This window comes from Streptomyces yerevanensis (assembly GCF_000716805.1).
Taxonomy (GTDB): domain Bacteria; phylum Actinomycetota; class Actinomycetes; order Streptomycetales; family Streptomycetaceae; genus Streptomyces; species Streptomyces flaveus.
The window spans coordinates 210,846-230,319 of the sequence record NZ_JNWJ01000009.1; the positions used below are offsets into that span (position 1 = coordinate 210,846).

The following is a 19,474-nucleotide window of genomic DNA, read 5'->3' on the forward strand; positions in this document are numbered from 1 at the left end:
GACAGCGTCCGCAGCGTCCGGCCACGCTCCGCTACTAAGAGCGCGTTTCAGCAGGTCAGGGCGGTTCTTAGTAGGGGGTGGGTTGTGGACGCTGACCACTCCGGAATGCCGAAGAGACCACCCCCGGCCGGGCGGGGTGGTCTCTTCTTTCAGCGCCACGAGTCCGCCGGAAGCGCGCGACGGTCGTCGGCACGGTTCAGACCGGGCCCGTCGAATCTGCCGTTTCTATGCCCTTCGGGCGGGCGTTGTTCGGAAACAGCGCTGCGCTCAGGTGAAGGTGACGTACGAGGAGGAGTTTCTATGCCCTTCAGGCGGGCGTTGTTCGGAAACGGCCAGGACAACCACGGCGAAGTCGACGAGGATAACTGGTTTCTATGCCCTTCGGGCGGGCGTTGTTCGAAAACCTGACGCTAGGGCCACGTCCTAGGAAACACCGAAACGTTTCTATGCCCTTCGGGCGGGCGTTGTTCGGAAACACAAGGTCCAGTTCATCATGTGGCTGGTCTTCCCGTTTCTATGCCCTTCGGGCGGGCGTTGTTCGGAAACCCTTCGCCGATTCCACAGGATCTGACCTGGGACGATGATGCCCGTTGCGCAGGAATCACCGCAACAGTCTCCCGCCATCGGTGACTCAGGTCACATTTCCGTAGATCGTGGTCGTGACCTGCAAAGACGCGTCGCGCAGAAACCAGCCTTCTGGAGCTGTTCCGCCGTACCCCGGTAACGCCCAGGTCAGCGGGCGTGCGACACCCGATGTGCGTCATGGCCGGACCAGGTTCCAACACCCAACGTGACCCAGCAACGCAGCGGAAGGCATGCCGCGATGGTACGGCAGCGAAGTGCAGCAACCACCGCAGCCGCAGCCGACCGTCCACGCCCTCAAGCATCCCTCCGACCAGTTTCCCAGCCGAGCGCCGCGCGCGAGCGCAGCGAGCTGCCAAGGGAAGGGCGAGCAGGGCACGGGCAAGTCCAAGGCGGCGCAGATGTTCATCAACCTCGTCGACCCGTCCCCGGCGGCCAAGCGCAGCCAGCCGCGCGACGAAAAGGCGTGGTCGCGGCAGGCGTTCAGCTCATGGGCGCTGTGCCTGGACAACGTCTCCACGATTCCGCCGTGGCTGTCGGACACCCTGTGCAAGGCGGTGACCGGTGACGGTGTGGTCGACCGCGCCCTGTACACCGATGACGACGTGGTGGTCCTCACCTTCAAGCGGGTGCTGGCCCTGACCACGATCGACGCGGGAGCTCTCGCGGGCGACCTGGCCGAACGCGTGCTGATGCTGGACTTGCAGCTCATCGACTCCGACCGGCGCCGCTCCGAAGAGGAGTTGGACGCCACCTTCGAGGCGGTACGGCCCGCCGTGCTCGGCGCCCTGTTCGACGTGCTGGCGTGCGTGCTGGCGGTACTGCCCACGGTGCGGCTGGACTCGATGCCGCGCATGGCCGATTTCGCCCGCGTGCTGGCGGCCGTCGACCAGACGCAGGGCTGGCACACCCTGGAGGACTACCTGGCCACGTCGGCGAACGTGGCCACGGACGCGATGGAGGGCGACCCGTTCGCCATGGCCATCGCGCACCTGGTGGAACAGGCGGGCACCTGGCAGGGCACCGCGGCCCAGTTGCTCGAAGCACTGCCCGCGCCGTTGGTGAGGCCGCCGAACTGGCCCAAGGACGCCACCCGCGCGAGCGGACGCGTCAAGCGGCTCGCCCCGCTGCTGCGGTCCATCGGGATCACCGTGGACGACACGCAGCGTAGCCGCGACCGGCACCGCCACCGACTCCTCACGCTGTCCCGCGCACCCGACGAAGACGAGTCAGCGTCCGCACCCGACCAAGGCCCTCTCTGGCCGGAGGTGGCCCGCATCGGGCGCGGCAGAACCGAGCCTGACCAGTCCTGACGTCACCGGACCACCTGCCGGGCCGGGCCGCAGACCAGCGGCCCGGACACGTCGAAGCTGCGGACGCTACAGCCGTCCGGCGTCCGCAGCGTCCGCACCAGTGTCCGCACCCGTCAGCCGCTCTGGCCTGCACAGACGCGGGCTGTCGGACGCTGGGACGCTGCGGACGCTGAGATACCCCAACTCTCTAGGACGGCGACCGGCACCACTCCCACGCACCGCCCCACGGACACGAGGAGTCACCACCGCCATGGCCACGAACGAGCCGACCGACCCGCGCGCGATCCTGCGCGGCCACCTTCCGGACCGCTACCTCACCCCCGAAGACCTGGTCACCATGTTCAGCCTGCCGAGTGTGGAGACCGTCTACCAGTGGCGCCGCAAGCGCATCGGCCCGCCCGGCTTCCGCGTCGGCCGCTACCTCCGCTTCAACCCCGCCGCCGTACAGGCCTGGGAGGCCGAACGGACTGCCCTCGACGACGCGGCCTGAGCCACACGGCCCGGCGGGGAGGCACCGCCCGCCGGGCCGGGGAGGCGGGGAGAACTCCCCAACCGCCTCCCCTCCCCGCGTCCCCCGCACTGATCAGTACAAACGGCGGTTCGGGGAGGCGGGGAGGCACCGCCGGAAGCCTCCCGAAAACCGCCCCTGGCGGCCGTTGCTGGCCCCTGTCTCCGCCTCCCCGCCGGGGCCCCGGCGAACACCACGAGCGGCAGGGAGGCACCGCCCGCCGACCGAGGGAGGCAGGGAGAACTCCCTGACCGCCTCCCTGGCCCGCATCCCTCCACCTGATCAGCGCATACGGCCTCTCAGGGAGGCAGGGAGGCACACCCCCAGCACCCGCGAAAACCCCCTCAGGAAGCCCCCCCGGCATCCCCTGTCTCCGCCTCCCTGAGGCACCACCCAGGGGTGCTACCGGTAGCGGCCGCACCCGCTACCGGTAGCAACCTCGCTAGCAGCCCAAACCCCCAGTGATCAGGCCCGTAGCAAGTAGCGGGCTTGGCCCAAGCACACCCCGAAACCGGCCGGACGGGCGCCATCGGACCCCGCCCCGCCCTGCTACCGAGAAGGGACTCAGCCTCATGGCTGGCCACATCCAAGACCGCTGGTACAAGACCGAAACCGCCACCGACGGCAAGACCGTCCGCGTTAAGACCGACCGACACGGGACCGGACTGCGGTACCGCGCCCGGTACATCGGCCCGGACGGCACCGAGAAGTCCAAGAGCTTCCGCGACGGACAGAAGCGCCTCGCGGACCAGTGGCTGAAGGACATCGAGGCGGACATGTCGAACGGTCAGTACGTCGACCCGCGTGCGGCCAAGACGACGTTTCAGCAGTACACCGAGAAGTGGCTCAGCACTCTCGGGGCCGACCCCAACACCATCGAGTCCATGAACTCTCAACTCCGGCTGCACGCCTTCCCGTACATCGGGTCGCGCCCGCTCGGGTCGTTCAAGCCGGAGCACATCCGCGAGTGGGTGGCCAAGCTCGAAGCGAGCGTGCCCGGCTCGTACGGCCGGATCATCTACGCGAACGTACGCGGCGCCCTGAGCGCCGCCGTTGACGACGGATACCTGAGCCGCAATCCGGTTTCCGCGCGATCCGTGAAGCCGCCGGCGCTTGACCCTAAGCGCGTGGTGCCGTGGTCGGCCGAGCGCGTGTTTGCCGTACAGGCAGCGATGCCGGAGCGGTACCGGGCGATGGTCGACCTGGGAGCGGGCTGCGGCATGCGACAGGGGAGATCCTGGGTGTTGCCGTAGACGCGCTCGACTTCGATTCCGACACGCTTCATGTGGTCCAGCAACTCAAGCTCAGTCGCAGTAAGCCCGTGTTCGCCTTGCCCAAGGGCGGCAAAACGCGGGACGTGCCGCTTCCGGGCCCCGTGGCCGACGCGCTTCGGGCCCACATGAAGCAGTTCCCGCCGGTTGAGATCACGCTGCCCTGGAAGACGCCGGACGGACCGAAGGTGACCAGGCGGCTCATCTTCATGGCGCCGGGCGGAAACCACGTGTGGCGCCCGAACCTGAACGAGGAATCATGGAAGCCCGCCCTCGTCGCGGCCGGAGTCATCCCCGAGCCAGAGGCGAAGGCAGACGGCTATGCCGCCGCGCGCGAGCACGGCATGCACGCGCTGAGGCACTTCTACGCGTCCGCCCTCCTGGACGGCGGGGAGAACATCAAGGCTGTCAGCGAGTACCTTGGCCACAGCAACGCGGCCCTGACGCTGAGGATCTACGCCCACCTCATGCCGAGCAGTCAGGAACGCACGCGTACGGCGATCGCGACCGTCTACGACAGGGCCCGGCGCTCGGTCTGACGGCCCACAGACGGCCCACGGCCCCCTACGGGAAAGTCAGTTGGGGAAAACCCGCTGGTAGAACGCCTGTAGGGCCGTGGGCTTGCTTCTCCGAGCCCGAGAAGACCGAGGCCTATCTGGCGTCGGTGGCGGGCGCGTAAGCGCTCCGCTGGAGGTGCAGTGATTCGGCTGCGAGTCGGTCGTGGCTGGTCGCGCAGTTCCCCGCGCCCCTTACGGGGCGCGATATCGCACCGGACTTCACCAAGGTCGCTCAGCTCTCACCCTCGTACCCCTCGTCGGATCCGTCCGTCGCGCCCGGGGGGAGCTTCGGTGGTGTGTACTGCCGCAGGGGCTCCCCGGCCGGGTCCGGGCGGACCGCGCCGAGGACGGGGTTGGCCGCGAGCGGTGAGACCTTGACCGTCGTGTCCGGACGGGGTGCGTGGATCACCATGCCGTCGCCCAGATAGAGGGCGACGTGGGTGGCCTCGGGAAAGTAGACCACCAGGTCACCGGGCCGCAGCTCGCTCAGCGGAATCCGGGGCAGCCGGTCCCACTGCTCCTGGCTGGTACGGGGGGTGGGCTGCCCCGCGTGCCCCCAGGCCTCGGACGTCAACCCCGAGCAGTCGTACGTGTCCGGCCCCTCGGCGCCCCACTCGTACGGCTTGCCGATCTGCTCCACGGCGTACCGCAGCGCCGCCTCGCCCTGCCGCGAGGGCGGGCGCACGCTGCTGTCGAGCGCGCCGGAGGCCACCAGCTCCTCCTGCGCCTCGGCGACCTCGACCTTCTCCAGCTCTGCCAGTTCGGCGAGCTGATCCGCGCTGAGGGAGGTGAGTAGTTCCTCGACGTCCTCGAGGCGCTGCTGTACGGCGTCACGGTCCTTCTTCTGCCGTTCGGCGAGGGCGAGTTGGCCGTCGAGGGCCTTGCGGGCGGCGCGGGCGAGTGCGTCGGTCTTCTTCTCGCTCCCGATCAGCCGGTTCACCGTCGCGGCCCGCCGCTTGGAGAGCTGCCGGATCACATGCCCCTGGTCGAGAGCGTGCTGTGGGTCGCGGGCGAGGAGAAGGCGTACGTACGGGGAGATCTCGGTGCTGCTCTGGTACTGCTGCCGGGCGAGCCGTGCGGCGGCGCTCCGACTGTCGTGCAGGGAGAGCCGGGCCCTGGCGAGCCGCCGGTTCAGTTTCGCGACCTCGGCGCGCTGGTCGGTCAGCTTCTCCTCGGTGGCGTTGTAGGTCTCGGTGGCCTGCCCGGTTTCCCGGTAGAGGCGCTGAAGGTCTGTCAGCAGCTCGGCCACGGGCCGTTCGCCGGGGTCGCCGGGCTCCGCGACGGCTGCTGTGGGTGCGGGCGAGAGAGCTGCGCCGGCCGCGATCGCCGCCGTACAGACCAGACGCAGAAACCTTCCTGACACGTCATCACCTCCGGTACGGGGTGGCCCCTCCACCCCGTACCGCGAGCATCAGACGGCTGCGTCGCGCTCGCGCGCGGGCAGTGGTCGGTTCGGCCCAAGGGGGTCACTCGTCGGCGTCGTCGGGCTTGCCGCGCGGCGTGGCGTCTGGATCGGTGTGCGGTGCGGCATCCGGTTCGGTGTTCTGTGCGGCGTCCGGCCTGGACTCCGGCTTGGACCACGGCCACTTGAGCTTGCCGCCTTTGTCGCCCTCGGGGTCGAACTCGTACTTCCACCCCGGGTGCAGAGCGAGCTTTCTGCCCTGCGCCGCCGGTACGCGCCGGTAGACCAGAACCGTCGGCGGACCGCCCGCCGCGTCCGGCACCGGAACCCGGTACACCTTCGGCGGGTGCCCGGTCATGCCGAGCAGAACCGGCAGTACGCGCCCGTCGAGAGGGCCACCCACGAAGGGAGTGTCTTCGCTCTTCACGGGGCCAGTCTCACAAACGGGCGTCGCCGACCACGGGGAGCACCCTGCGGACCAGCTCGCCGAGCGGTCCCTCCGCGGTCTCCAGCGCGAGCGCGGCCCGTACGACGCCGGCGGTCTGCGGGTCGCGTCCGGCGGTCGCCACGAGACAGGCCACGAACTGCTCGACCAGCCAGTCGCGCAACTCGTCCAGCGGCGGTTCCTTCTCCTCGTCCAGCCAGATGAGGGAAGCGGCCTCGACGGCGGTGATCCACATCCGTACGGTCATCCGGAGCCGTGGCCCGGGCTCTTTCACGTCCAGGTGACTCAGGATGTGCTCGGCGGCGGCCCGTCGTACGCCGTCCACGATGGCCGTGGTCCGGGACGTTTCGATGACGCTGCCGCCCTGGAGGAGGGCGCTGAATCCCGCGTCGTGCTCGTCCACGAAGGCGAGATACCGGTCGAGCGCGCGAGCGAGCCTCTTCGTCAGCGCGCCCTCCGGGGGCTCGGCGAAGCAGTGCTCCAGCTCTTCGGCGGCGGAACGCAGGGCGGCCTCGTACAACTGCTGCTTGCCGCCCGGGAAGTACCGGTACACGAGCGGCCGCGACACTCCGGCGGCCTCCGCCACGTCGTCGAGCGACACGTCTTCCGGCACTCGGTGGGCGAACAAGTCCAACGCCGCGTTCAGTAGCTGGCCGCGGCGTTCTTCGACTGAGAGTCGGCGGTATGTGCGGGTGGGGACCTCGGAGGCCATATGGCTCAGCGTATCCCTCCGGGGGTTGGGCGGTTGGGTTCGTTGTTTGGTGCGGGGTGCGTTGTGGCTGGTCGCGCCGTTCCCCGCGCCCCTTGGGTGGGTGGGGGGTGCGGGGTCGTGGGCCGGTGCGTCAGCCCGTCGCAGGGCGGGCATACGGCCCTGGCCTGGTACAGGGTGCGGGTTCTCCGAGACCAGCAACCCCGACGCCCTCCACAAGCGCCGCCCCGCCCCCCGCAGCACCCCGATGTCGTCGAGGAAGTCCGTCAGGCGCCTGGCTCCGGTCTGCATGACCTCACGCCGATGCGCGCTGGCCCGGACCTGGGCCAGCGCCTCGCCCCGGTCGAGCCCGACGTTCGCGTACACGTCGGGATTGATGAACGCGAGGGAGAAGACGCGTGCGAACTCCCCGGAGGAGACGCGCGTGAACTCCTGGGACCAGCGCGGCGCGGTCACCATCTGCCGGCGGAGTTCCTCGCGGGCGTAGCGCACATGACGGGACTCCTCCACGACGTGGATCCGCGTCACGCCCCGGATCAGGGGCTGGACGCGTTCGTCCGGGAACGTCAGGCGTTGCATCCAGTCGAGGACCTCCTCGCCGAGCAGCGTCGCCGTGAAGGAACCCGGGGTGGTGGAGATGGTCTTGAAGAGGCGGCCCAGGTTGTGGTGGAGGCGGCTCACCGGGTAGTACGGGGTGTCGCCCCGGCTGATGAGGCGGGCGAACATCTTGGAGTGGCGGCACTCGTCCTCGATCTCCGTGAGCGCGTACCGCACGTGGGCACTCGTCGCCGCCTTGTCGTAGATGTGCCGTACGAGCAGCTGCATCAGGATGATCTCGAACCAGATCCCCAGCGAGGCCAGCGCCGCGGCCTCGTGCCGGGAGAGGAGTATCCGCTGCTCCTGGGACATCCGCTGCCACATCGGCGTGCCGTACAGCGACACCAGCTCCGGCGGCCAGAACCACTTGCCCTCCTCGAAGGGCGCGTCCCAGTCCAGCTCCTCGTCGGGGTCGAAGGAGTGCTTCGCGGACGCGTCGAGCAGCCGTGCGGCCACCTGTTCCCGGTCCTTGAGCAGGCCGAGCGCGTCGCGCACACCGTCGAGCGCGTCGGCTTCCGTCACGGGCGTCATGGTCGCGCCACCTCTTCGAAGATCCGGACAGGCCAAGGGAGTTACCGACGGTCAAGGCTTATGAGACCGCTTGTCAGCAAGCTCGTCAATCCCTTGCGTAAGACTTGTTGACACTTCGTCTAGCACGCGAGAGCCTGCGCATCATGCCGACCTATGACCTCTACGCCCAGGACCCTGGAGACCCCCTCTGGCAGGTGCCCGCGAGCGGTGCGGCACGGTTCAGCTGGGAGTACGACGACGGACGCGACCGGCTCCTTGCCCTGTACCAGAAGGGCAAGGACAAGCAATGGGACGGACAGCGGCGGATCGACTGGCACCTCGAGGTGGACCCGTACGATCCGCTAGGAATCCCCGACGAGTCACTCACCCTCTACGGCACCCGGCACTGGGCGAAGATGACGGAGCGGGACAAGGGCGAGCTGCGCAAGCACTACGCCTCCTGGCAGTTCAGCCAGTTTCTGCACGGCGAGCAGGGCGCGATGGTGTGCGCGGCCCGGATCGTGGAGTCCGTGCCCGACCTGGACGCCAAGTTCTACTCCGCGACCCAGACGATGGACGAGGCCCGGCACGCGGAGATCTACGGACGCTTCCTGCACGAGAAGATCGGGATGGTCTACCCGATCAACGACAACCTCCAGTCCCTGCTCGGCGACACACTGCGCGACTCGCGCTGGGACATGCCGTATCTCGGAATGCAGGTCCTGATCGAGGGCCTCGCTCTCGCTGCCTTCGGCATGATCAGGGATACGACCGACAAGCCGTTGCCGAAGCAGATCCTCGCGTACGTCATGCAGGACGAGGCCCGTCACGTGGCCTTCGGCCGCATGGCGCTGCGCGACTGCTACAAGCAGCTCTCCGACGCCGAACTGCGCGAACGCGAGGAATTCGTCATCGAGGGCTGCTACTTGATGCGCGACCGGCTGCGCGGCGTCGAGGTCCTGGAGAACTTCGGCATCCCCAGGGCGGAGGCCGAGGAGTACAGCGAGCAGTCCGAATTCCTCGCCCTCTTCCGTCAGTTGCTCTTCAGCCGCATCGTCCCCTGCGTCAAGGACATCGGCCTGTGGGGCAAGCGCCTCCAGCAGGCGTACGTCGACATGGGCGTCTTCGAGATGGGCAACTCGAATCTGGATCTGCTGATGGCGCAGGACGAGGAGATCGCGGAGAAACTGGACGCGGAGCGCTTCGCGGTGGAGGAGCGGGAGCGGATGGCGGAGGTGGGGGAGGCGATCGAGGCGGGGGCCGCGGAGAGCTGAGACTCACTCACGTGGAGTAACGTACTGTCGTGTCCACGCCTCCTGAGCCTCAGAATCCCTACGCGCCGCACACGCCTCCCGCGCCGGGACCGTACGCCCCGCAACCGCCCACTCCCCAGGGTCCGTACGCCCCATACGGCAGTCAGCAGCAGCCGGCCCCGCCGTACGGAGCCCCCCACCCTCAGCAGCCCTACGGCTGGGGTGCCCCACCCATGGCCCCGCCCCCGAAGAAACGGCGGGTCGGGCTCGTCGTCGGCATCGTGGGCGGCGTCGTGGGCGTGGTCGTGGCGATCGTGGTGGCGCTCGCGCTGATCGGTCAGGCGGCCGGAAGCGACTTTCCGGAGGCGAAGTTCCGGCTGACCCTGCCCGAGACGCTGGCCGACGGCCGCTTCGAGCTCGCCCAGGACCTCTCCGACACCGAGGGGCAGAAGGTCCTGGACGGGGCGGACGGAGCCTGGGACGCCAAGGTCACCGATGCCGTGGTCGGCCAGTACAACCAGGGCGGCGACGACACCAAGGGCGTGCTGGTGATCTCCGGCATGTACGGCCGGTTCAAGAACACGGACGAGGCCCGCGACAACATGCTCGAGGGCGTCAGCACGGCGGACGGCGTGACGGTGGCCGTCGGGCCGAAGGACTTCACCCAGGGCGGCTCACCCACCGTCAGCTGCCAGGTGGTCACCCAGAAGCAGCTGGGCACGACCCTGACGTACCCCGTGTGCGGCTGGGCCGACGGCAACACGGGAGCCGCGGTCGCCACGATCACCGCCGAGGCGGCCACGGAGGACTCCTCCGACGTGGACCTGGCGTTCCACGCGAAGTTCACGCTCCAGATCCGTTCCGAGATGATGAAGCCGATCGGCTGACCGCCCGCGTCGGCCGCCGCCTCAGACCCCGCAGCCCAGCCCCTCCGGCACCTCGCCGAGCACCGGCTCCGAGGCTCCCGGCGGGAACGACGTCCGCAGCGTGAACGCGTACGGCGTGGGCCCGTGTGTCCGCAGGTGCAGCAGACGGGCCTCCGCCTCCGCGACCGTGGGGCGGTGTCCGGCCGGGACCCACCACAGGGCCGTCACCGCCTCCTGGAGCTTCTCGAACCACTCCCTGCGCCGGGCCAGCAGCTCCCGGTGCTGGCCCTGGTACATGAAGGCCGTGAGGGCGTTGGTGTCGCGCCATACCGTCATGTTGATGATCAGCCAGTCGTCGCCGAAGACGGGGACGTCCGTCGCGTTGCCCGAGTCGCTCTGCAGGCGCCAGACGAAGCCGTCCGAGGAGTCGGCGACCGCGTTCACCGGGTCGAGAGCGTCGACGAAGTCCTTCAACTGAGGGGAATCCAGCGGGGCCTTGAGGCGGGCGATGTTGACCTGGGCGAGTTCGTACGCGGCGGGTTGTGTCATGGACCGAACGTTAGGTCGGCTCGGTGGCGCGCTCAAGGCCTTTCTCGACCCTCGGACACGAACCCGTCCGGCCGGGCGGGCGATGTGGGCGCGCCTCCGTCCCGTACCTCCCCTTCTCACAACTGCCCCCGACGCAGCGTGAGTTCCTGTGAACCGACGTCTTACGGGCGGGAAACCGCCGCCTGACCGGCCCGCCCGTAGCCTCGCGGAGCATGACGGGGAACGTACTGACCAAACTTCCCACTCTTCCTGCCCTTCCCGGCTGGAACTCCATCCGTGGGCGCATGGCCATCGTGCTGGCCGTGCCGACCTGCCTGCTGCTCGTGCTGACGGGGCTGGGCGTCGCCGACCGCGCCGCCGACTGGTCCGCCGCGCGGGGGACCGAGGCGCAGGTGGGCGTGCTGTTGCGGGTGCAGGATCTGGTACGGGAAGTGCAGCGTGAACGCGGGCTCACCAACGGGCTGTTGGGTGGTGCCGAGGAGTACCAGGACGACGTACGGAACCAGCGGGACCGTACCGACGACGCCCGCTCCGCATTGCGAACGGTGCTCTCGGAGGAGAGCGGTGATCTGCCGGACGCCGCCGCCTCCGCCCTCGACGATGCCCAGGTTCCCCTCGCCGACCTTCCCGCCACCCGTGCCGAGGTCGACGCCGGCACCGCCGACCGGGCCGACACCCTGGCCTACTACACGAAGGCCGTCACCGCCCTCATCGACGCCGAGTCCGCGGGCGCGGCCCACGGCGAGCGCCGTATCACCGAGGGCGTCCAGGCACTGCAGGCCCTGGCCCGCGCCACCGAGGCCGTGGCCCTCGAACGCGGTTCGCTCAACGGGGTGTTCGCGGCCGGACGCTTCCGCGGCGGCGAGTACCTCGACTTCACCGAGATCCGCGCCACCCGCCTCGCCGCGCTCGGCCAGTTCCGCCAACTCGCCACCCCCGCCCAGCAGTCCGACCTCGACGCCGCCTTCAGGACGGCCGCCGCCCGGCGCGTCAGCGGCTACGAGACACAGGCAGCGCAAGGCGCCGACGGCTCGCGGCTGACCGTCGCCCCGGCCCGCTGGTGGCGCGACATGACGACCCTCGTCGACGACCTGCATGACGTGCAGCGCACCGTCGGCGACGACGTACGCGCCGACGCCGCCGACAGCGGCAGCGCCGCCACCCGCGAGCTCGGCGGCTTCCTCGGGCTCGGCGCGCTGATCGTCGCCGTGGCCGTCGCGCTCGCCGTCATCTCCGCGCGCTCCATCACCCGCCCCCTCGGCGCCCTCGCCGACGAGGCCGACGCGGTCGCGGGCACCCGGCTGCCGACGGTCGTCAAACGCATCCAGGAGGCCGACCCCGACACGCCCCAACCGGGCGACCCGGACGGTCAGGACCGGACCCGACTCCCGGGCAGCGCACGAGAGATCACCCGCCTGGCCGCCGCCCTGCGCAACGTCGAGCACACCGCCGTGGGCCTCGCCGCCGAACAGGCCGTCCTGCGCCGCAACAGCACCGAGTCCCTGGCCAGCCTCGGCCGCCGCAACCAGACGTTGCTCAGGCGCCAGCTCGGCCTGATCACCGCCCTGGAGAACCAGGAAATCGACCCGGACGCCCTCGCCGAACTCTTCGAGCTCGACCATCTGGCCACCCGCATGCGCCGCAACGCCGAGTCCCTGCTCGTCCTCGCCGGCGAGGAGGCGCCCGCCCGTTCCTGGCCGGGCATGGTCTCCGTCACCGAGGTGGTGCAGTCGGCAGTCTCGGAGGTCGAGCAGTACCGCCGGGTCACTGCCGTCGACGTCGCGGCCTGCCGCATCCGCGGCCACGCCGTCGCCGAGCTGTCCCATCTGCTGGCCGAACTCCTCGAGAACGCCCTGATGTTCAGCCCGCCCCAGCAGCCCGTCGAGGTCTACGGCTGGCAGGACGGCGCCGAGTACTGCCTGGCCGTCGTCGACCGTGGCATCGGCATGACCCTGGAACGCATGGCCGAGGCCAACGCCCTGCTCTCCGGCAGCGGCTCCTTCCTCACGGCACCCACCCGCTTCCTCGGCCACCACGTCGTGGGCGCGCTCGCCTCCCGCCTCGGCGCCCATGTGGAGCTGCGACCCACGGCGGGCTCGGGCGTCACGGCGTACGTGGCCCTGCCCGCCGTGCTCGTACAGGAACCGTCGCCAACGGCCATGGTGAGCGGGTGAGTTGAATACCGGTCGGTCGAGTACCGGTCAGTCGAGTACCGCTTTCATCACGGCCCGTGCGATCGGTGCCGCGTCCCCGCCTCCGCTGATCTCGCCCCGGTCGGCCGCCGCGTCCTCGACGACGACCGCCACGGCGACCGCCGGTTCCACGGTGTCGCGGGCCCGGGCCCAGGAGATGAACCAGGCGTACGGGGTACCGGCGTTGCCGATGCCGTGCTGGGCGGTGCCCGACTTGCCGCCGACCTCGGCGCCGGGGACGGCGGCCTTCCGACCGGTGCCCTTGCGCACCACGTCCGTCATCAACTCCCGTAGCAGCCTGGCCGTGGACGGGTTCATGACCCGGCTTTCGGCCCGCGGGCCGGTGGTCGACACCGGGGTGCCCGCGGCCGTGGTCGTCCGCTCCACCAGATGGGGCGCGCGCACCGAGCCGCCGTTCGCCACCGCCGCCGCGACCATCGCCATCTGCAGCGGTGTCGCCCGGGTGTCGAACTGGCCGATGGAGGACAGTGCGAGCTGCGCCTGGTCGAGGCCGCTGCCGAACGTGCTGGTGGAGACCGGGAACGGGATCCTGGGCCCCGGGTCGTTGAAGCCGAAGCCGGAGGCAGTGCGCGTCATGTCCGCCAACCCCACGTCCACGCCCAGCTTGGCGAACACCGTGTTGCACGACCAGGCGAAGGCGTAGCGCAGCGAGGCGTCGGCGCAGTCGTCGACCGAGTTCGTCAGCCGCGTCGAACTGCCCGGCAGCCGGTACGGATCGGGCGCCTTGAGGGGCGCGTCCAGGTCCTCCACCACGCCCACGTCCAGCGCCGCCGCCGCGGTGACCACCTTGAACGTCGAACCCGGCGGATAGGTCTGGTGGACGGCCCGGTTGAGCATCGGCCGGTCCGCCGCGCCGTTCAGCCGCGCCCAGGCCTTCGCCACCGCCTTGTCCGTCCCGGACAGCTCCTGAGGGTCGTAGGAGGGGGTGGAGACGAGCGCCAGGATCCGGCCCGTCGAGGGTTCGACGGCGGCCACCGCGCCCCGCCGGTCGCCGAGTCCGTCGTACGCCGCCTGCTGCGCGGCCGCGTCGAGGGTGGTGACGACGTTGCCGCCGGGGTTGCGGGCGCGCGTGAGGTCGTTCCACAGGGGGAGCGGGGAGAGCATCGGGTCGGTGCCGGAGAGGAGGTCGTTCTCGGCGTTCTCCAGGAGAGTCGTTCCGTACGTCTGCGAGGCGAAGCCGGTGACGGGTGCGTACAACGGGCCGTATCTGTACGTCCGTTCGTAGCGGAGGTTCTCTCCCGAGTCCCTGGAACCGGTGACCGGGCTGCCGCCGACCAGGATGTCGCCGCGTGGCTGGCCGTAACGGGCGATCGGCTGGCGGCGGTTGGCCGGGTTCTCGTCGTACGAGCGGGCCTGGACGATCTGGAGGCGGGTGGCGTTCACCAGGAGCGCGAGCAGGAGCAGGGCGCAGAAGGCGGCGGCGTGCCGGATGTACCGGGGCATGGGGCGGCCGTCCCCGGTCATGGTGCGCCCTCCGCGTCGTACGGGGCTCCGGCGTACCGGCTGCGTGCCGAGTCGCTGAGGCGGATCAGCAGGGCCACGATGATCCAGTTGGTGACCACCGACGAACCGCCCTGTGCCAGGAACGGCATCGGCATCCCGGTCAGCGGGATCAGCCCGGTCACCCCGCCCGCGATCACGAACACCTGGAGCGCCACGATCGAGGCGAGCCCGACCGCGAGCAGCCGCCCGAAGGGGTCGCGCAGGGCGAGGCCCGCCCGGTAGCCGCGCTCGACCAGCAGCCCGTACAGCAGGAAGATCGCGGAGAGTCCGGCCAGGCCCAGTTCCTCGCCCGCCGTCGCCAGGATGAAGTCCGACTTGGCGGCGAAGCCGATGAGGATCGAATGGCCGAGGCCGAGGCCGGTGCCGAGCAGCCCGCCGGCGGCGAACGCGTAGAGGGACTGGGCGAGTTGGCTGGGTCCAAGGCCCGCCTCGACGGACGCGAAGGGGTGCAGCCAGTCCTCGACGCGGCTGTGCACATACGGTTCGAGACGGCCGACGGCGAAGGCTCCGATGGCCGCGAGCAGCAGGCCGACCGCGATCCAGCCGGTGCGGCCCGTGGCGACGTACAACAGGATCACGAACAGGCCGAAGAAGAGGAGTGAGGTGCCCAGGTCCCGCTCCAGGACCAGGACGCCGACGCTCAGCACCCAGACCGTGACGATCGGGCCGAGTACGCGTCCCGCGGGCAGTTGGAGTTTCCAGATGCGGCGGCCCGTGTACGCGAGGGCGTTGCGGTTCGCCGCGAGATAGCCGGCGAAGAACACCGCGAGCAGCACCTTCGCGAACTCGCCCGGCTGGAGGGAGAATCCGCCGACCCTGATCCAGAGCCGGGCGCCGTTCACGGCCGGGAAGAAGATCGGCAGCATCAGCAGGACGAGCGCGGTGACGACGCAGACGTACGCGTAGCGCTGGAGCACCCGGTGGTCGCGCAGGACGAGAACGACCGCGATGAACAGGCCGACTCCCAGCGTCGACCAGACGAGCTGCGTGGGGGCCGCAGGATCGGCCGGGGTCTCCAGGTCGAGCCGGTAGACCAGCACCAGGCCGAGGCCGTTGAGCAGTACGGCGATCGGAAGCAGCAGTGGATCGGCGTACGGCGCCCGCCACCGCACCGCCACATGCGCGAGAAGCGCGAGCACGCCGAGCCCGGCGCCGTAACCTGCGGCGCCGGGCGGGAGGGTGCCGTTCCTGGCGAGGCCGACGGCGCAGTAGCCGTACACCGAGAGCAGCACCGCCAGGACGAGGAGCGTGAACTCGATGCCTCGGCGCCGGGGGAGGCGTACGGCGGGAGTGGACGGGTCCGCCTGCGCTGTCGGTCCGGGCGAGAGCATGCCCGGAACGTAACAGGAGATGTTGCTCATGTCCCGTTATGTCGGCCTCAGCACCAGCGGGGCTGCTTGTGGCCGAAGGTGTCGATGTAGCGGGCCGAGCCCCAGGCCCAGGTGCCGTCCGCGAGGAGGTACCAGAGGTTGTTGCCGTCGACGGTGCTGCCCGGCGTCTGGCAGAAGATGCGGACGGTCGAGCCCTGGGGTGCGTGGCCGATCGCGGCGCTGTTGCGGGTCGGCCGGTCGCGGAGGGTCAGGCCGCCGATGGCGGTGACGCGGCCCTTGGTGAACTCCTGGTTGTTGCTGGGGTTGCTGGGGTTGCTGGGGTTGCTGTTGGGATTGTTGTTGGAGTGGCTGTCGGGGCGGCCGTTGTTGCCACCGTCGCCGCCGCCCGGGTTGACGCTAGGGTCGGCGATGCCGTTGCCGCCGGTTGAGTTGGCATCGGCGTTGCCGTTGCCGCCGCCCGGGTCGGCGTGGCCGTTGACGTTGACGTTGACGTTGACCAAGTTGGCGTTGGCATTGGTGTTGCCGTTGCCGCCGGTCGAGTTGGCGTTGGCGTTGCCGCCGCCCCCGTTGGGTTTGGCGTTGCCGTTGCCGCCGCCCCCGCTGGGTTTGGCGTTGCCGTTGCCGCCGCCCCCGTTGGGTTTGGCGTTCCCACTCCCGTTGCCGCCGCCCTCGCTGGCGCTGGCGTTCCCACTCCCGTTTCCGTTCCCGCCGCCGTCGTTGCCGCTCGCGAGGGCGGGACCGGTGGCGGTGAGGGCGAGTGCGGCGGCGGTGGCAGTGACTATGCCGAGGCGGGTGAAAGCGGAACGCAGGGGCATGACGGAGTCCTCCTTGAAAGGTGCGGTGGTGACTGAAAGGTGACCAATCGCCACGCTAGGAGTCGACCTTGGAGGGCGCCCGTCGTGCTGGGCCATCGGGGTACGTGCCGGTTCTGAGCCGCGGTTCGTTGTGGATGGTCGCGCTCGGTGACTCCGCTGATCACTCGGCCAGTTCTTCGAGGAGCCGGACCGTGTCGAGGCCGGTCTTCAGATACTCCACGAAGAGTTCGTTGTGCAGGGCCCACCGTGAGCGGCGGCTACGGATCAGGCGGATCGCCTCGTCGGCGGTGTGGCCCGCGCCGATCAGGGCGTGGGCGACGACCAGGCCCGAGCGGTTGTAGCCGTGGTAGCAGCGGACCAGGACCCGGCGGCCCTGCGCCAGCCCCTCGCCCGCGGCCCGTGCGAGCCGCAGGACGCCCGCGAGCTGCGTACCGTCCAGAGGGCCGTCCGGGATCGGCCACACATGGTGTTCCACGTCGTCGTCGGGGCCGTGGCCGGGTAGTCGGAGCAACGTCAGGACCAGGTCGAACTCATCGCGTACGACAGCGAATTCCAGCCCGCCGGACCGGCCCTTGTACTCGTGCCCGCCCATCCACAGGCCGGGCACGATCTCGCTCCACGGGCTGTCCGGGGCCGGCACATCGGGTTGCTTCCTGCTGGGCAGCAACGGCGCCTCCCGCTCGAGTCGTGACAAAGGTAGCTGGGTTCTTGCCCCTGGAGTACCCCGCCTGTTCCCATGGTCGTGGGGTGATGGCGCATGAGCGGACTGCGCGTTGTACCGACCTGGCGGCACGGTCAGGAACGGCTGTACATCTGTCACACCGACGGCAGGAACGTCGCCTGGTACGACAGGGAGGCGGGGCGGGTCAACCTGCTCAGCGAGGACCGGCGCGAGGATGTTCTCGACGCGCTCGGCCCGTTTCTGACCGGGCCCGTGACCGTGGGGCCGCCCCCGGTCCCGACCCCTGCCGAGCTCGCCCGGCTCACCCTCCACCCCGACGACGACCTTGCCCCCAACCGGCCCGGTGAGGCCCTCCAGATCGCTCTGGACCGCGATCCCTCGCCTCCGCACCGGCTGCGGCCCGATCCCCGGCGGCGGGCGTTGGCGGCGGAGCTGGCGGTGGGGGAGGCGCTTGACGGGCTGGAGAGGGCGGGGTGGCATGCGCTGCATTCCCTTCCGCTGCCTGGCGGCGACCGTCTTCACCACCTGGCGATCGGGCCCGGCGGGCTGTTCGCCGTCCATGCGCTGTACGCCCGTAAGCAGCGGGTGCTGGTGGCTGACCCCATGGTCACGGTCGGCCGTCGGGAGTCGTCGCCGTTGCTGCGGCGGGTTCGGTCTGTCGCGGACCGGGCGTCGTACGCGCTGACGGCGGAGGTCCATCCGGTGCTGGCGCTTTACGCGCCGTCGAACGTGTCGGTGGCGACGCCGCTGCGTGAGGTTCGCGTTCTCCAGGACACGGATGTCGCGTCGCTGGCCCGTACGGGGGGTGTGCTCAAGCCGGCGGATGTCGAGGCGCTCCATGCGATGGCCCGGGACCGGGGGACCTGGGGTCGGGTCTGACGGGTCTGAGCCCGGCCCGGGCGAGACGCAGCGCTACCGAGTGCTAACGGAAGAGGTGGGCCGACAGCCTCACCGGCCCGTGCCGTCCAGGCCGAAGAACGTGATCACTCGGGTCCCCATGCCCCAGGCGTACAGGTTGTGGCCGACACCCTGGAGGCTGATGGCCTCGACGGGAGCCCGGTCACCGGTGGAGCCGTAGCGGGTACGGGTCCAGCCCGCCTGGGGTGAGTCGGTGTGGGCGGGTGTCTGGCTGACGCCGTGCACGTTCGTCCACTGCTTGATCTCCTCCCCGAAGTTGGGGTAGCGCAGGACGTCGTCCTCGGTGCCGTGCCAGAGCTGCATACGCGGCCGGGGCCCGTCGTAGCCCGGATAGGCGCCGCGGACCAGGTCGCCCCACGTCTGCGGGGTGCGGATGAGGTTGCCGCCCGAGCAGTCGCTGTTCCACTCGGACCCGTTGGTGGTGGCGAAACAGGCGAACGGCACGCCCGCGAACGCCGCGCCCGCCGCGAACACGTCGGGGTAGTCGCCCAGCAGCACGTTCGTCATCATCGCGCCGGAGGAGATGCCGGTGGCGAAGATCCGGTCGGTGTCCGCGTCGTACGTACGAGTCACCCAGTCGACCATGGACTTGATGCCCACCGGGTCACTGCCGCCGTCCCGGCGCAGCGCCTGCGGCGAGGAGACGTCGAAGCACTTGCTGCTGCGGGTGACGGACGGATAGATCACGACGAAGCCGTACCGGTCGGCCAGCTGGGCGTACTCGGTGCCGGAGTGCATCGCCGGACCGGACCCCGTGCAGTAGTGCACGGCAACCAGGACCGCCGGGTTGGGGGCGACGTTGTCCGGCACGTACAGGTACATCTGGAGGTTGCTGGGGTTGGTGCCGAAGTTCGTGATCTCGGTGAGCGCGGCGGTGGGGACTTCGGTGGAGACCGCGGCGGGAGCCTCCGGACGCACCCCGACCGCCCCCGACGACGGCCCGGCAACGCCCACCACACCCAACAGCCCCAGAAGCAGCCCGCCCACAACCACACGCGCAAGCGAAAACCTCACAACTTGCCCCTCTCACGAAGGAGCCCCCAGGGCATCGTGACATGAACACGCCCTTCATGGAAGCGCTCCCACGCGACGGAGTCTCGAGGTCCGCGCTCGAGCCGTAAGAGAACCGTCAAGGGCGTATGCGTCGGCGTATGGGACCCGTCAACGGTGGCCGAATCCGGTCGGAGTGGAGGTTTCCTCGGAATCGTCCTTGTCCACCCATTCACTCCGAACCTCATCCAGGAGCTCCCATGGCCGACGTGGCCTTCGTCGTCACCACGATCGCGGTGTTCGCGTTGGTGGCGCTCATAGCCAAGGGGGTGGCGAAGCTGTGACCGCCGAGAACGTTGTCGGTCTGATCGTGGCCGTCGCCCTGCTGGGCTATCTCGTCCTCGCCCTGATCTTCCCGGAGAGGTTCTGACGCCCGCCATGAGCCCCGTACTTGCCGGTG

At 69.9% G+C, this 19,474-nt stretch carries 15 protein-coding genes and 3 pseudogenes; 8 read left to right on the forward strand and 10 right to left on the reverse strand.

From position 1 onward, the window contains the following. Window positions 1-839: 839 nt before the first annotated feature. From OP79_RS12085 to OP79_RS49680, 3 genes and pseudogenes are all read left to right on the forward strand, one after another. On the forward strand, window positions 840-1,895 hold the full coding sequence (locus tag OP79_RS12085) for a hypothetical protein (RefSeq protein WP_245685289.1): 1,056 nt from the start codon (window positions 840-842) through the stop codon (window positions 1,893-1,895). A gap of 250 nt (window positions 1,896-2,145) precedes the next feature. Further along, entirely contained in the window at window positions 2,146-2,385 is a 240-nt protein-coding gene (locus OP79_RS12090) for a helix-turn-helix transcriptional regulator (protein ID WP_033320100.1), read from the forward strand. A gap of 590 nt (window positions 2,386-2,975) precedes the next feature. Then, window positions 2,976-4,213 (forward strand): annotated as a pseudogene (locus OP79_RS49680) (tyrosine-type recombinase/integrase). A 250-nt stretch (window positions 4,214-4,463) separates the two neighbouring features. Here the strand turns inward: OP79_RS49680 and OP79_RS12100 are convergent. The 4 genes and pseudogenes from OP79_RS12100 to OP79_RS12110 all read right to left on the reverse strand — a co-directional run. Beyond that, entirely contained in the window at window positions 4,464-5,594 is a 1,131-nt protein-coding gene (locus tag OP79_RS12100; RefSeq protein ID WP_033320101.1) for a C40 family peptidase, read from the reverse strand. 103 nt (window positions 5,595-5,697) lie between these two features. Next, a complete protein-coding gene (locus OP79_RS12105; RefSeq protein ID WP_033320102.1) occupies window positions 5,698-6,060 on the reverse strand; it encodes a hypothetical protein in 363 nt (120 codons plus the stop codon). A gap of 10 nt (window positions 6,061-6,070) precedes the next feature. Further along, on the reverse strand, window positions 6,071-6,943 hold the full coding sequence (locus OP79_RS51550; protein WP_342669518.1) for a TetR/AcrR family transcriptional regulator: 873 nt from the start codon (window positions 6,941-6,943) through the stop codon (window positions 6,071-6,073). A gap of 39 nt (window positions 6,944-6,982) precedes the next feature. After that, window positions 6,983-7,915 (reverse strand): annotated as a pseudogene (locus OP79_RS12110) (AurF N-oxygenase family protein); the annotation flags it as partial. A 143-nt stretch (window positions 7,916-8,058) separates the two neighbouring features. On the opposite strand from OP79_RS12110, the gene OP79_RS12115 reads away from it, so the two are divergent. Together OP79_RS12115 and OP79_RS12120 are read left to right on the forward strand one after the other, a co-directional pair. Then, the gene (locus OP79_RS12115) at window positions 8,059-9,168 is read left to right on the forward strand and encodes a ferritin-like domain-containing protein (protein ID WP_033320103.1); all 1,110 of its coding nucleotides are present in this window, start codon (window positions 8,059-8,061) and stop codon (window positions 9,166-9,168) included. A gap of 212 nt (window positions 9,169-9,380) precedes the next feature. Continuing rightward, the gene (locus OP79_RS12120; protein WP_245685290.1) at window positions 9,381-10,034 is read left to right on the forward strand and encodes a hypothetical protein; all 654 of its coding nucleotides are present in this window, start codon (window positions 9,381-9,383) and stop codon (window positions 10,032-10,034) included. 21 nt (window positions 10,035-10,055) lie between these two features. On the opposite strand, the gene OP79_RS12125 is transcribed toward OP79_RS12120, so the two are convergent. Beyond that, window positions 10,056-10,562, reverse strand: coding sequence for a DUF3291 domain-containing protein (locus OP79_RS12125; RefSeq protein ID WP_033320105.1), 507 nt, complete (start codon window positions 10,560-10,562; stop codon window positions 10,056-10,058). Window positions 10,563-10,774: 212 nt separating this feature from the next. Between OP79_RS12125 and OP79_RS12130 the strand changes: the two genes are divergently transcribed. Continuing rightward, entirely contained in the window at window positions 10,775-12,736 is a 1,962-nt protein-coding gene (locus OP79_RS12130; protein WP_078491744.1) for a sensor histidine kinase, read from the forward strand. A gap of 27 nt (window positions 12,737-12,763) precedes the next feature. On the opposite strand, the gene OP79_RS12135 is transcribed toward OP79_RS12130, so the two are convergent. The 4 genes from OP79_RS12135 to OP79_RS12155 all read right to left on the reverse strand — a co-directional run bounded on the left by OP79_RS12135 (window position 12,764) and on the right by OP79_RS12155 (window position 17,091). Further along, window positions 12,764-14,218 (reverse strand): penicillin-binding transpeptidase domain-containing protein, encoded by a 1,455-nt coding sequence (locus OP79_RS12135; RefSeq protein WP_033320152.1) that lies wholly within the window; start codon window positions 14,216-14,218, stop codon window positions 12,764-12,766. A gap of 17 nt (window positions 14,219-14,235) precedes the next feature. Further along, on the reverse strand, window positions 14,236-15,609 hold the full coding sequence (locus OP79_RS12140) for an FtsW/RodA/SpoVE family cell cycle protein (protein WP_033320106.1): 1,374 nt from the start codon (window positions 15,607-15,609) through the stop codon (window positions 14,236-14,238). A gap of 47 nt (window positions 15,610-15,656) precedes the next feature. Beyond that, complete coding sequence (locus OP79_RS56915) at window positions 15,657-16,424, reverse strand: SH3 domain-containing protein (RefSeq protein WP_051744584.1); 768 nt, start codon at window positions 16,422-16,424, stop codon at window positions 15,657-15,659. Window positions 16,425-16,584: 160 nt separating this feature from the next. Next, window positions 16,585-17,091: a protein-tyrosine phosphatase family protein gene (locus tag OP79_RS12155; RefSeq protein WP_245685295.1), complete on the reverse strand. Its 507-nt coding sequence runs from the start codon at window positions 17,089-17,091 to the stop codon at window positions 16,585-16,587. A gap of 90 nt (window positions 17,092-17,181) precedes the next feature. Here OP79_RS12155 and OP79_RS12160 point away from each other — a divergent pair, with 90 nt between their 5' ends. After that, window positions 17,182-17,985, forward strand: coding sequence for a nuclease-related domain-containing protein (locus OP79_RS12160; protein WP_033320109.1), 804 nt, complete (start codon window positions 17,182-17,184; stop codon window positions 17,983-17,985). Window positions 17,986-18,060: 75 nt separating this feature from the next. On the opposite strand, the pseudogene OP79_RS12165 reads toward OP79_RS12160, so the two are convergent. Beyond that, window positions 18,061-18,942: pseudogene (locus tag OP79_RS12165) on the reverse strand (extracellular catalytic domain type 1 short-chain-length polyhydroxyalkanoate depolymerase); the annotation flags it as partial. A gap of 412 nt (window positions 18,943-19,354) precedes the next feature. Here OP79_RS12165 and kdpF point away from each other — a divergent pair. Then, entirely contained in the window at window positions 19,355-19,444 is a 90-nt protein-coding gene (gene kdpF, locus OP79_RS51000) for a K(+)-transporting ATPase subunit F (RefSeq protein ID WP_018566520.1), read from the forward strand. Window positions 19,445-19,474 lie beyond the last annotated feature (30 nt).

Excerpts from the sequence above, each read along its gene's own strand:
- OP79_RS12090 (WP_033320100.1), top strand. The coding sequence starts at position 2,146 with ATGGCCACGAACGAGCCGACCGACCCGCGCGCGATCCTGCGCGGCCAC.
- OP79_RS51550 (WP_342669518.1), bottom strand. The coding sequence starts at position 6,943 with ATGCCCGCCCTGCGACGGGCTGACGCACCGGCCCACGACCCCGCACCC.
- OP79_RS12115 (WP_033320103.1), top strand. The coding sequence starts at position 8,059 with ATGCCGACCTATGACCTCTACGCCCAGGACCCTGGAGACCCCCTCTGG.
- OP79_RS12120 (WP_245685290.1), top strand. The coding sequence starts at position 9,381 with ATGGCCCCGCCCCCGAAGAAACGGCGGGTCGGGCTCGTCGTCGGCATC.
- OP79_RS12125 (WP_033320105.1), bottom strand. The coding sequence starts at position 10,562 with ATGACACAACCCGCCGCGTACGAACTCGCCCAGGTCAACATCGCCCGC.
- OP79_RS12130 (WP_078491744.1), top strand. The coding sequence starts at position 10,775 with ATGACGGGGAACGTACTGACCAAACTTCCCACTCTTCCTGCCCTTCCC.
- OP79_RS12135 (WP_033320152.1), bottom strand. The coding sequence starts at position 14,218 with ATGCCCCGGTACATCCGGCACGCCGCCGCCTTCTGCGCCCTGCTCCTG.
- OP79_RS12140 (WP_033320106.1), bottom strand. The coding sequence starts at position 15,609 with ATGCTCTCGCCCGGACCGACAGCGCAGGCGGACCCGTCCACTCCCGCC.
- OP79_RS56915 (WP_051744584.1), bottom strand. The coding sequence starts at position 16,424 with ATGCCCCTGCGTTCCGCTTTCACCCGCCTCGGCATAGTCACTGCCACC.
- OP79_RS12160 (WP_033320109.1), top strand. The coding sequence starts at position 17,182 with ATGAGCGGACTGCGCGTTGTACCGACCTGGCGGCACGGTCAGGAACGG.